Here is a 12,416-nt window from a genome sequence, read left to right as displayed (position 1 = left end):
CGTCGAATCGTCTGGGTGACAACGTCTTCCAGCCCCGGCGCTCGTGGGTGCGAGCTCCGGGGCCTGGTTTCGACAGCGGTGGGCTTCGTAGTCGGTCGCCGAATACGTTCCGGCCGAACGGGTTCAGGTCTCGCGGTTGCCGCCCGTACCCTCCGTTGCCGGGGAATGCGTTTCGGCCGCTCGGGCTCTCAGCAGGTACTTCTGCGTCTTGCCCGTCGACGTCTTGGGAAGGGGACCGAAGAGAACCTCGCGAGGAGCCTTGTAGCGCGCCAGGCTCCCTTTGACATGCTCCACGAGTTCCTCGGCGGTGGCATGGGCTCCCGGGGCGAGGTGCACGAACGCGACAGGGATCTCTCCCCAGCGGGGATCGGCGGTTCCGACGACTGCCGCCTCGAGCACCGCGGGGTGCTCCGCCAGCACGTGCTCGACCTCCACGCTCGCGATGTTCTCGCCCCCGCTGATGATGATGTCCTTGCTCCGATCGCGAAGTTCGACATACCCGTCGGGATGGCGCACCGCGAGATCGCCGGTTCGGAACCAGCCGTCCGGAATGGCCTCCCGGGTGGCGGCCTCGTCGTCGAGGTAACCGAGCATGACGTTGTTGCCGCGTAGCGCGATCTCACCGACTGTGCTGCCATCGGCGGGTACGTCGCGGCCGGCATCGTCGACCACCCGTGGCGGCAGGGAGACGATATTGCCGACCCCTTGTCGCGCCTTCAGCCGGATCACGGCCTCGTCGTCGAGACCCTCCCACTCCGGCACCGGCTCACAGATGAGCGCGGGGCCGAAACTCTCGGTCAGCCCGTAGAGATGCGTGACGTCGAATCCGAGGCGCGTCATCCGGCGCAGCACGGCCGGTGCGGGCGGCGCACCTCCGGTGCCCACCGACACCGCGCGCGACAGCGTCGAGGCATCGTCGGAGTGCGCGATCATGTCGAGCACGGCCGGAGCGCCGTTCAGACCGGTGACGCCCTCCTGCCGGATCAGCCGCCACATTTCGGCGGGCTCGACCTTGGGCAAGCACACATGCGTGCCGCCGGCCGCCGTGACGGCCCAGGTGAAACACCAGCCGTTGCAATGGAACATCGGCAACGTCCACAGGTGGACGGAGTGCGGGCCGAGCGCGAAGTGACTCGCCATGGCCAGCGACTGCAGGTACGCACCGCGATGGTGGTACATGCCCCCCTTCGGTGCTCCGGTGGTGCCGGAGGTGTAATTGATTGCCAGCAGCGAACTTTCGTCGGTGATCTGTTCCTGGAAGGGCGTGGCGTTCGCGATCAGATTCTCGTAGTCGGAGTCGGCACCTCCCGAACCGATGACCACGGGGGGCTTCTCCAGGCCCGCGCAGACCTCGCGGACCAGGTTCGCATAGCCGGCATCGCACACGATCACACCGCTACCCGAATGCTCCAGGATGTAGGTCAATTCCCGGATGCCGAGTCGAGTGTTGAGTGCTACCAGGGGAACTCCCGCCCAGGGCACGCCGTAGTGGGCTTCCAGAAGTTCGTGAGTGTTGGGCGCCAGCACCGCCACGGGCCGCCCCGCGGCGATCTCTCGTAGCCCGCCCGCCAGCCGCCGGCACCGATCCCGGAATTCGGTGTAGGTCCAGCGCTGGTCGCCGTCGACGACCGCGATGCGGGATCCGTGTGCGGCCGCGGCGCGGTCGAGGAACGCCGTGGGCGTCAGCGCCGCCCAGGCGTGCGTCGCCGCGGTCGTTCTCGGATCAGACATAGCGGAGAACGTCGTCGTCGACCGACTCCAGCAGTCGCATGGTCTCGGCGTAGTTCTGCGGATTGAGCCAGGGCTCGTGGTCGCCTTGTGCCGGCATGCGCTGGGCAGCTCGCTGCATATAACCGGAGGTCACGCCCGCGGTATAGGGGAGTCGCGGCATGGCGTCGTCGCCCGGTGCGAGCGTCGGCGTGACTCGGTGTGCGCCGACTTCGTCCATATGCGCGAGAACGCGGCACAAGAAGTCGTCGACCGCTTCGATACGGAGCGTCCACGACGAATTCACGAATCCGAAGGCGTAGGTCAGGTTCGGCACTCCGGACAACGCCAGGCCCTTGTAGGTCCAGCAGCGCCCGAAATCGACGACCTCACCGTCGACGTCGAATGTCGCCTCCCCGCCCATAACGAGGTCCAGACCCGTCGCCTTCACGATGATGTCGGCGTCCACATGAGTCCCGTCCCGCATCGCCACGCCGGTCGGGGTGAGCCGGTCGATGTGGCCGGTCACGACGTCCGCGGATCCGTTGCGGATCGCCTGGAACAGATCGGCGCCGGGCACCAGGCACACGCGCTGATCCCATGGCTCGTACGTGGGAGTGAAATGGGCTTTGCGAACCTCCACGCCGACGACCTCGTCGATGGCGTCGAATATCGCCTTCTTGAATTCCTGCGGGTGCTGCCGCGCGTAGTGGTAGATCTCCTGCTGGGCGTGCAGATTACGCAGGCGGATCCGGCTGAACGCCTCCTCGGGACCCATCTCCTCCCGCAACCGCTCGGCTTCGGGATCGACGGCCGGTGCGATGGCCACGTAGGTGGGCGACCGCTGGACCATGGTCACCTTCGCGGTCTCGCCCGCGAGGCTGGGAACGAGCGTGATGGCGGTGGCCCCCGACCCGATCACCGCGACCTTGCGGTCCCGGTAGTCGAGATCCTCCGGCCACTCCTGGGGGTGGACCACCCGGCCTTCGAACGAATCCTCGCCGGGGAGTTCGGGATTGAACCCGCCGCGGTAGCTGTAGTAGCCGGTGGCGAGGTGGAGGAACCGGCAGCGCAGCTGTGTGTCGCCGTCCGCGTCGCGCAACCCGAGGGTCCAGGTGTCGTCCGCGCTGCTCCACGACGCGGAGACCAGACGCGTTCCGAACCGGATCTTCTCGGTGATGCCGAACTGATCAGCGGTCTCCTGCAGGTAGTTCTTGATCGCTCCGCCGGAAGCGATCGCCTCCCGTTCGGTCCAGGGCTTGAAGCCGTAGCCCAACGTGAACATGTCGCTGTCGGAGCGGATGCCCGGGTAGGTGAACAGATCCCAGGTGCCACCCAGGGATTCGCGCATCTCCAGCACCACGAAACTTTTGCCGGGACATTTCCGCTGCAGTTCGGCAGCTGCTGCGATTCCGGAAATACCAGCGCCGACGATGACGACGTCGATCTCAGCCGGGCCGTTCACTTTCCATCTCCTAAACGTTGAGGCAATGCCTGCTCGACAAGCCAGGGGAAGCAGGGGTCGAGTTCGACGATGGCTTCGGGATGCCACTGCAGGCCGAGAACCGGCCGGCCGGGCAGCTCGATGGCCTCGACCACGCCGTCGGGGGCCCGCCCGGAGACCACCAAGCCCTCGCCGGGGCGATCGACCGATTGGTGATGCCACGAGTTGACCGCACTGCGCGGTCCGTAGAGCTTCGCGGCGAGGGTTCCTTCGTCGAAGTCGACCGGGTGTTCGCGGTCGGGGCGCCGGTCGGGAACGGCGGCGAGGGAATAGTGCTCGATCCCCTGGTCGGGCAGATCCGGAATCAGCGTGCCGCCGAGGGCGACGTTGAGAACCTGCTGGCCGCGACAAATCCCCAGTACCGGTTTGCCTCGTGCGATGGCGTGACGCACCAGGGTGATCTCGTAGTCGTCGCGGCGTCGGTCGATGGTCAGTACTTCTCCGCCGGTCGAGTTGGGTGTGGGCGGCGGCCCACCCCAGAGTTCGGGGTCGACGTCCTGGCCACCGGTCAGGACCAGTGCGTCGACGCGCGACATGACCTCGGGGCCCGCGGACTCGTAGGGGAGGAGGACGGGAATGCCCCCGGCCTCGGCGATCTTCATGCCGAACTCGGTCCAGAACATGTCGGCCCGGCATGCTGCCCAACGACTGTCGACGCCCACGAGGGTTGTGGCGGAGATCCGCCGGCCGGTGATGGCGATGAGGGGTTTCACGAGTTGTCTCCGATGCGTACGACCACCCGGGTGCCCCCGGCGTTCTTCATGAGTTCGAATCCCTCGTTGATCTGCTCAAGGCTCACGATCGCCGAGATCATGTCGTCGAGGTTCAGCCGGCCTTGCTCGTAGTACCGGACATAGCCGGGAATGTCGGCGGGGAATCGGTTGGAGCCCATCAACGCTCCCTGGAGCCGCTTCTCGAGCATGAACAGCTCCGAGGCGCGAATCGATACCGGCTGGTTGTCGGGCACCAGGCCGACGACCGTGGCGGTGCCACCCGGTCCCAACATGGCGAAGGCCTGCTCCACCGTGGCGGCGAAACCGACCGCCTCGAACGAGTAGTCGACACCGCCGTCGGTCAGTTCACGCACCGCCGCCACCGTGTCGACTTGCCCCGCCTGCACGGTCGCGGTCGCGCCGAACTTCAGGGCATCGGTCAACCGCGCCTCGACGGCGTCGACGGCGATGATCTCGCGAGCACCGGCGAGACGAGCGCCTTGGATCGCCGCGATACCCACTCCTCCGCAGCCGAGGACCGCGACCGTCGACCCGGGCTCCACCCGGGCGCTGCGGAACACCGAACTCAACCCGGTCACCACCGCGCAGCCGAGCACGGAGGCGGCGGCGAGGGGCATGGTGTCCGGGATGCGCACTGCCGAATGTTCGTGTACCACCATCGCTTCGGCGAACGCGCCGAGCCGCGCGGTCGGGTGGACCGACCGGCCACGGGCGTTGACCAGAACCGGCCGTGACCGGCTCCCCAAGGAGCCGCGGCGGGGGCACAGGGTCATCCGGCCGGACAGGCAGAACCTGCATTCCCCGCAATAAATACTCAGGCACGTCACGACATGGTCGCCGGGGCGCAGGTTGCTGACCCGATCACCCACGCGCCGAACCACTCCGGACGCCTCGTGCCCGAGCAGGGTCGGGCAGGTCGCCGGCCAGACGCCTTCGATCTCGTGCAGGTCCGAACGGCACAGTCCCGCGTAATGCACGTCGATGAGCACCTCGTCCGGGCCGGGTTCGTCCAGCACGAGCGTTTCCAGTTCCAGCACGCCCGGCGCCGAGTTGAGCACCGCGGCAGTGATATTCGTTGGCATCAGGTCTCTCGGATCTGGCCGCGGGCGCGGGCCGAGGCTCGTGGCTTCGACCCGCACCGCCGACGGCCGACGGGGGAGCGCCCTACAGGGCGATCCAGGTCGTCTTCAGCTGGGTGTACTTCTCCAGCCCGTAGGTGCCCTTGTCGGCACCGTTGCCGGACAAATTTCGGCCTGCGAACGGAGTCGACGGCACGCCTTCTTCGTACGAGTTCACCCAGACGTTCCCGGCGTCGAGTCCGCGGGCCATCCGGTGGATTCGCGAGACGTCACGGGTCCACACCGACGCGCCCAGCCCGAAATCGGTGTCATTGGCGAGCCGAAGCGCTTCGTCCTCGTCCCGGAAGGGCTGGATGCACACGACCGGCCCGAAGATCTCCGCGCGGGTGATCTGCATCGACGGGTTGGTGTCGACGAACACCGTCGGCGTGACCAGGGAGCGCTCCTCGTCGAGGGCCTGCTCACTGCCCGTCAACAGCGTGGCTCCTTCGCGCACACCGGATTTGACGAATTCGAGCACGGTGTCGCATTGGTTGCGGCTGCTCAGTGGGCCGAGCACGGTACCCGGGTCGAGCGGATCGCCGATCGTGAGCGTCGAAACGTGATCACACACGCCCGCGACCACCTCGTCGTACACCGACTGCTCCACGAACAGCCGCGACCCGGCGGTGCACATCTGCCCGGTATTGAAGGTGAACGCCCATGTCGCGGTGCGAACGGCCTGCTCGAGATCGGGTGCGTCGGCGAAGATGATGTTCGGCGACTTTCCGCCGAGCTCGAGAGACACCGGCTTGCCGTTGGATACCGCGGAGTCGCCGAGCAGCCGCAGGCCGACCTCGGTCGAGCCGGTGAACGTCACACACGCCACGGAGTGGTGCCGGCTCAGTGCCGTGCCGACCGTCGCGCCGCGTCCGGTAACGACCTGAAGCACCCCGTCGGGAAGCCCGGCGAGACTGCTCAACTCGGCCAGCCGCAGTGACGAGGCCGAGGTCTGCAACGCCGGCTTGAGGACGACGCTGTTTCCGGCCGTCAGCGCCGGCGCCAGCTTGAGCATGGCGAGGCTGATCGGGAAGTTCCACGGCGTGATGGCTGCCACGACGCCCAGCGGCTCGCGCGTCACCAGCGCCACGGCGTCCTGGAGGCCCCGCGGTGAGTCGTCCATCAGCTTGTCCGCCAGCTCGCCGTACCAGCGGAGGTTCCGCACGGCGGAGGCGACCTCGAAGTCGCGGGCCTGGTGGACCGGCTTGCCCATCTCCCGGGAGATCAGCACGGCGAGTCGATCGGCATCACGTTCGATCAGGTCGGCCCAGGCGATCAGGATGCGGCCACGTTCCGTCGGCGCCATCCGCGACCACACACCGCTGTCGAACGCGGCACGGGCGTTCTTGACGATGCGATCCACATCTGCGGGGGCGGCCGACGGCACGGCGGTGAACTGTTCGCCCGTCCACGGATCGCGCAGCGGGAGGGTCTCGGCATCGGCCGCATCGGTCCACGCCCCGCCCTCCCACATCCCGAAGGAAGTGGGGACGGCGGCGGCCAGGGCACGCAGGTGTTCGTCGCCGGTCATGCGAGTTCGAAGTAGCGCAGGAACTCCCAGACCGACAGCTGGGCGTCGTCACGCTCGGCTTCGGTGTGGAACGACAGCCATTCCCAGCGGCGATGACCGACCCAGTAGTCGACGAATTCGTCACCGAGATACCGGCGCAGCTGATCGTCGGCATCGAGCGCGGCGACCGCGTCGTAGAGGTTCTTCGGAACCGCGGGCACGCTACCGGGCACCAGCGCCCAGGCCATCTGCTCGAACGGCGCGGGCGGCGTCGACTTCTCGTCGAGTCCCAGCAAGCCGCCGGCCAGGAACGCGGCCAGCGTGCAGTACATGTTGGAGTCGGCGGACGGCAGGCGGTACTCCAGGCGGGTGGCGGAGTTGTCGGCCGGCACGGCGCGAACGGCACAGGACTTGTTCGCGACGCCCCACGTCTGAGTGGTCGGCGGCCCTTCGAGCTCCATCAGCCGCCGGTAGGAGGTGATGGTCGGCAGGGCGAAGCTGGTCGACGCCTCGAGCGTCGCCATCACGCCACCGATGAAGTGCCGCATGCGCTCGCTGGGCTCGCCGGGCTTGTTCGCGTCGAAGAAGATGTTGCCGTTCTCGTCGCTGACCGAGACGTTGAGGTGGGCGCCTTGGCCGTACGCCGCGGACCACTTCGACATGAAGGTGATCGACCGGCCCAGCGAGTAGGCGACCTCGCGCATGACCTGGCGGGCGCGCGCCCACCGGTCCGCGGCGGTCACCGGATCGGCGGGGGCGATGTTGAATTCGATCTGACCGCTGGCGGCCTCGTCGGAATATGCCTCCCAGGGAATTCCGATCTCGTCGAACCGGGCGACGACGGCCTCCACGTACTCCACGTAATCGGGAGACTTCGCGTGCACGAGCGCGGCTCCGGCGTTGCCGCCGAGCGGCGTGAGGTTCTGGTACTGCTGGGCGCGCGCCTGATCGATGGACTCCTGGAAGACGGTCGCTTCGATCTCGACGCAGGCCAGGATGCTCAGACCGCGCTCCGCGTACGCGGCCGTGATGCGCTTGAGCGCCTGGCGGGGATCTGCCCCGATGGGTTCACCCTGCAGGGTCCAGAGGTCGCCGATCACCGAAGCCACGCCCGGCTTCCATTCGACCAGCGTGCTCTCGTCGGGCCGGAGCTCGATGTCGGTCATCGTGCCGTTGCGCCGCCACTCCGGGAAGCCGAAACCGAGCGCGGAGTTGTTGTTCAGGTCCAGACCCAGGGCCAAGTCGGGCAGCGCGATGCCCTTCTCCCGGCACGAGCGGTACTTCGCCGGTGAGAGCGTCTTGCCGATCAGGACGCCGTCCTGGTTGGTCGCCTCGACGCGCACGCGCGACACCGAGGTCAATTCTTCGAAACGGTCAGAGCTCACCGCACACCACCTTCAGGTTGGCGCCGATCAGCGCCGAGAGATCGGACATAGAACCCTGCAGCGCGAGTTCACCACCCTCGAGTTCTTCTATGACCAGCGAACGGCCACCGAACATGCGTGACAGGGCGGCCGACGAACCGACGAACGTGTAGCCGGTCGCGGCGTCGCCGAAGGACGCGAATTCGTTCGCATCGAAGCAGTAGAGGTTGAGGCCGGGCGGCATGCCCCGGACCGCGCTCACGCGCTCCCAGAACGTCTCCGCGGCCGAACGCCAGTCGACGTCGGGTCCGGACAGCAACACCTGGACCTCTTTCGCGAAGCTGCCCAGCGCCTCGCCCTCCACCTCGGCCGGCGCCGGATCGGGCCACCGCACATCCCAGGTGAGGACCGGCTCCGCGCCGCTGTCGGCGGCGACGGTGACCTCCGAGCCGGCGAAGGTGACGAAGGCCTTCTGGGCGTCGGTGGTCGAAGACAGGCGGACCGTCCTGACGTCGTCGGTCGCGGTGAATGTCGCACCACGGGCAAACGCGTCGCGAAGACGCCGCGCCACCGACAGAACCATCGGGGTGGGGCGGTCTATCACCGCCACATTGCCTGTCACCGCGTGACTCGTTGATTCGGACATGTCTGCCTCTCTGCAGCTGTGGTCATGTGACTTAATCATGTGATCTAATCGGGTGTCCTGTCAATACCCGCGACCCGCTTCGCGCACCGAAGCGAGGTGGTAGGTGGCCTGGAAGGAAGCTCGAATGGGCCTGTCCGTCACCGCGATGCTCGACCTGCTCGACGAGGACGCGCGCGCGTTCGCACAAGCGCTGCTCAGTCAGGCGCCCCCACCTCCGTACGCCCGGTACGGGGTGGAAGGCGTGCGGTCGATCTTCGATACGGTCGACGCGGCTCGGCAGCCGATACGTCCCGTGCACAGCGTCGAAGAGCGAACCGTCGACGGGCCGGGCGATCCGCTCCGAGTCCGTTGTTACCGGCCTTCGTCCGCGCTCGGACTGCCGGTTTCGATCTACATCCACGGCGGCGGGTTCGTCGTGGGGACGTTGAACGGCGCGGATGATGTGTGCAGGTCGCTGTGCGTCGAGGCGGAGTGCGTCGTCGTCTCCGTCGAGTACCGGCGCGCCCCCGAACACGTCTTCCCCGCGGCCGCGGACGATTGCCTCCGGACCTACGAGTGGGTGCGGCGAGAGGCCGAGTCACTCGGGGTGGACCCGTCCCGCATCGCGCTGGCCGGTGACAGCGCCGGTGGCAACCTTGCGCTCTCGGTCTGCACGGCCGCGGCCGAAGCCCGCCGCGCCATGCCGAGAGCGCTCGTCCTGGCCTACCCCGCGACATCCAACGCCCACACGGGCCCGTCCTGGGAGGTCTTCGAGCACGCGCCGGTCCTCTGCAAAACCGACGCGCTGTGGTTCTGGTCGAACTACGCCGCGGACGGCGAAGCGGATCCGCGCGCTGTGCCCATCCTGTCCGATACGCTGCACGCGCTGCCGCCGACTTTGCTGGTGGCGGCCGAGGTGGACGTGCTGAGGTCGGATTACGAGCATTTCGCCGCGACGGCGTCGCGCGCCGGCGCCGAGGTGGAGGTCCGCCAGTACGACGGTGTCCCACACGGCTTCTTCACCGAGGTGGCTTTCATCGGCAAGGCCAGGCGCGCTGTTGCCGACGCGGCGCATCATCTCCGGACGCACTTCGCCCACTGAGACGCATCGCCCGTGGTCGCGGGCGAGACCTGCTCCCGCCCAGCGATGAGCGCACCGATCCCGCCCGGAATCATCCGGCTGTTCGGGATCGGGCGCTGGGTCCGGTCATTTTGGTGACCTCGGTGGGTCCGGTCCAACCGCAGGGAAGCCCGCCCGTTCCGCGTGTGGTTACGGTGGTCCTGCCGTCGGCATAGTAGGTGACATTCATGAATGCGTTTGCGGCATAACCACATTCGGGGCAGGAGCCGAAGTGGTCGAGCACTTCCCGCGTTTGTTGCCCTACGACGAGCGTCGACAGCGTTGATGCTGCACCGGCCGTCCGGCTGGGGTCTTCCATATCGATATCCCTCGTTGTTCCTGTTCTCGATGGCCGTTGCGTCCACGCACGCCGGGCGGAAAAGCGCAGCTCGCAGGATCGTGAAACAACCGCTCACACGGAAGGCGCGGCAAAAAGGTGGTTCGCCACGCATGACGCGCTTGCTTTGAAACCGGACGAATGCCGACGTGGACGCCGGAATATTCATGCGACTAAGTCATATGATCATCGAGAGTAGCCAAAGCAAATGACACGGGTCAACACCTCGGAACGTGCCGCGTTCGAAGCGAATGCTGCACTTCGGCGAAGTCTGATCAACTGATAAAGTCAAATGAATCATTCGTCTGATTCGCGCTCTGGGCCTGCTCGCGTCCACCACGAGACGACCGCCGAGGAGCTCGAGAAGCTGCACGGGCATGCGTGACCTCACACCCAACTCAGAAAGGAGTGCCATGAGCGCTCTGGCAACCCTCACGTACGAGCAGTTCGCCGAACGCATGATGCGGGCTGAGCGGGTCGGGCTGGAGGTGGTGGTCGTCGGTCTCGGCGCTACCGGTCTCGCCATCGTCGAATCCCTCGTCCCCCGCGAGGATTGCGTGTTGGTGGGGGCGCTGGATATCCGGCCGGCGCTCTCGGGCGTCGATCTGGTGTCGCTGGTCGCGCGCGCACCCGCGGTGCCGGTCGTCTCGTCGGCCGCGGAGCTGCCGCGCGCCGATGTGGCCGTCGTCGCCACGTCGTCGTGGCTGGAGGGAATCGAGCCCACGATCACGGCGCTCCTCGAGCGGGGGATGAACGTGGTCTCCATCTGCGAGGAGCTTCGCGAGCCGAGCCTGAGCCACCCCGAGATCGTGGCTCGCCTCGACCGGGTCGCGCGGGAGCACGGCGTCTCCGTACTGGGCACCGGCTGCAACCCCGGCATGCTGATGGACACGCTGCCGCTGGTGCTCAGCGGGCTCACCACCGAGGTCCAGCGCGTATCGGTGCGTCGGACCGCGGATATGAGTCGCTACGGCGCCATTCTGCAGAAGTTCGGCCTCGGGCTGACCCCGGACGAGTTCGACGCGCGGCAGCGGTCGGGCCGGGTGATGGGGCATGTCGGATTCGACCAGAGCATCGCCGCGCTGGCGCGTGGCCTCGAGTGGGAACTCGACAGCATCGAGGTGGACCCCGTGGAGCGTCACCTCGTCGCGGGCGCCGACAGGGCGGGCGAGCACGTCGCCGTCCCGGCCGGCACCGTCGCGGGCGTCGTCCATCGGGCGCGGGGAATTCGGGCCGGCGAGCCGGTCATCGAATTCGCCACGCACTTCGGCATTTTCGAGCCCGACGACGATGTGGCCCGCGGTGATTCCCTCACCCTCGTCGGCCGCGAGCAGACTATCGAGGTGATCGCACCGGGCGGCTACGAGAGTTTCCTGTCGACAGTGGCCATGGCCTGCAACGCTGTGTCCGCGGTCGTCGCGGCCGAGCCCGGCTTCCGCACCATCCTCGACCTCCCGGTCTCCGCCCTCGCCAGCAAGGGCGCCCGCGCGACGCGGACGTCCTGAGCACCCGGCGCGCCCCGCTTCGGGATGGAAGGGCATCGGGCACAGGTCATTCGGCGGGTTGCGAGGGGGTGGCGAGCTTCAGCGCGCCAAATCCATGACCGCCGCGCGGCAGGCCGCCCACGCGGAGGACGTGACGTCGATGAGTGCGTAGTGGTCGGTGCCGGGGAGCACCAGTAGCCGGGAGTCGTCCCCGGCCCGTCGGGCTGTGGCGACGAAGCGTTGCGACTGGCTGAGTGGCACGTCGTCATCAGCGGTGCCGTGCACGCACATCGAGGGGACGCCCATCGGAAGCAATGCGCTGGGACAAGCCAGCGACCGGGCCGCGGGGTCGTCGGCCCAGGCGCCCAGGAAGTTTCGGATGGCTCCGGAGCCCAGGTCCTCCTTCAGCGCGAGCTCGAGGTCCAAAACTCCTGCCTGGCTGACGAACCCGGTCAGCGGCACAAGGGGCGAGGCTCCGGGAGAATCGGCGGGCAGCGATCCTCGACCGGCCAGCCAGCCGGCCAGCTGACCTCCCGCCGAATGCCCGATCGCGACGACTCGTGACAGGTCGAGACTGCCGACTTCCAGGGTCCGGCCGATCGTGGCGAGCCGGTCGACGGCGGCGGCAACGTCGAGACAGGTGGCCGGCCAACCGCCGCCGCCGCGGTCCGGGTCGCCGCCCACTCTCCGATATTCGATGTTCCAGGCGGCGAAGCCGTGTCGTGCCAGATCCTCGGCCGGCTCGGAGGTCAGGTCGGCACCGTAGGCCGTTCGCCAGAATCCGCCATGGATGACCACGGCAACGGGCCAGCGGCCGGGGCAGTCGGGAAGGCCGAGCGTGCCGTGCTGGCTCGGGTGGGTGCCGTAGCGCACCAACGCACGTGTCGGCATTCCACACCTCTCTCAGAGCGAC

Annotated in this window: 10 protein-coding genes; 2 read left to right on the top strand and 8 right to left on the bottom strand. The window is 67.6% G+C overall.

Features of this window, described 5'->3' with window-relative positions:
- Positions 1–123 precede the first annotated feature (123 nt).
- The 7 genes from NN2_RS04650 to NN2_RS04620 all read right to left on the bottom strand — a co-directional run bounded on the left by NN2_RS04650 (position 124) and on the right by NN2_RS04620 (position 8,559).
- Complete coding sequence (locus tag NN2_RS04650) at positions 124–1,731, bottom strand: AMP-binding protein (protein ID WP_063010703.1); 1,608 nt, start codon at positions 1,729–1,731, stop codon at positions 124–126.
- Complete coding sequence (locus tag NN2_RS04645; RefSeq protein WP_063010701.1) at positions 1,724–3,172, bottom strand: flavin-containing monooxygenase; 1,449 nt, start codon at positions 3,170–3,172, stop codon at positions 1,724–1,726. Before NN2_RS04645 ends, NN2_RS04650 begins: the two co-directional genes overlap by 8 nt.
- A complete protein-coding gene (locus NN2_RS04640; protein WP_063010699.1) occupies positions 3,169–3,924 on the bottom strand; it encodes a gamma-glutamyl-gamma-aminobutyrate hydrolase family protein in 756 nt (251 codons plus the stop codon). Before NN2_RS04640 ends, NN2_RS04645 begins: the two co-directional genes overlap by 4 nt.
- Entirely contained in the window at positions 3,921–5,027 is a 1,107-nt protein-coding gene (locus NN2_RS04635; protein ID WP_063010697.1) for a Zn-dependent alcohol dehydrogenase, read from the bottom strand. The genes NN2_RS04640 and NN2_RS04635 overlap by 4 nt, the downstream gene beginning before the upstream one ends.
- Before the next feature lie 82 nt (positions 5,028–5,109).
- Entirely contained in the window at positions 5,110–6,594 is a 1,485-nt protein-coding gene (locus NN2_RS04630; RefSeq protein WP_063010695.1) for an aldehyde dehydrogenase family protein, read from the bottom strand.
- On the bottom strand, positions 6,591–7,958 hold the full coding sequence (locus NN2_RS04625) for a type I glutamate--ammonia ligase (RefSeq protein ID WP_063010693.1): 1,368 nt from the start codon (positions 7,956–7,958) through the stop codon (positions 6,591–6,593). The genes NN2_RS04630 and NN2_RS04625 overlap by 4 nt, the downstream gene beginning before the upstream one ends.
- The gene (locus NN2_RS04620; protein WP_063010691.1) at positions 7,948–8,559 is read right to left on the bottom strand and encodes a hypothetical protein; all 612 of its coding nucleotides are present in this window, start codon (positions 8,557–8,559) and stop codon (positions 7,948–7,950) included. The genes NN2_RS04625 and NN2_RS04620 overlap by 11 nt, the downstream gene beginning before the upstream one ends.
- Positions 8,560–8,707: 148 nt before the next feature.
- Here NN2_RS04620 and NN2_RS04615 point away from each other — a divergent pair, with 148 nt between their 5' ends.
- Together NN2_RS04615 and NN2_RS04610 are read left to right on the top strand one after the other, a co-directional pair.
- Positions 8,708–9,664 (top strand): alpha/beta hydrolase, encoded by a 957-nt coding sequence (locus NN2_RS04615; protein ID WP_063010689.1) that lies wholly within the window; start codon positions 8,708–8,710, stop codon positions 9,662–9,664.
- 768 nt (positions 9,665–10,432) lie between these two features.
- Positions 10,433–11,524: an NAD(P)H-dependent amine dehydrogenase family protein gene (locus tag NN2_RS04610; protein ID WP_245658554.1), complete on the top strand. Its 1,092-nt coding sequence runs from the start codon at positions 10,433–10,435 to the stop codon at positions 11,522–11,524.
- A 78-nt stretch (positions 11,525–11,602) separates the two neighbouring features.
- On the opposite strand, the gene NN2_RS04605 is transcribed toward NN2_RS04610, so the two are convergent.
- Positions 11,603–12,394, bottom strand: coding sequence for an alpha/beta hydrolase family protein (locus NN2_RS04605; RefSeq protein WP_063010687.1), 792 nt, complete (start codon positions 12,392–12,394; stop codon positions 11,603–11,605).
- Positions 12,395–12,416 lie beyond the last annotated feature (22 nt).

Origin of the sequence: Nocardia nova NBRC 15556 (genome assembly GCF_001613005.1) — a bacterium.
GTDB lineage: Bacteria > Actinomycetota > Actinomycetes > Mycobacteriales > Mycobacteriaceae > Nocardia > Nocardia nova.
The sequence above is the reverse complement of the archived record's forward strand: the minus strand, read 5'-3'. Positions and strand labels throughout refer to the sequence as shown.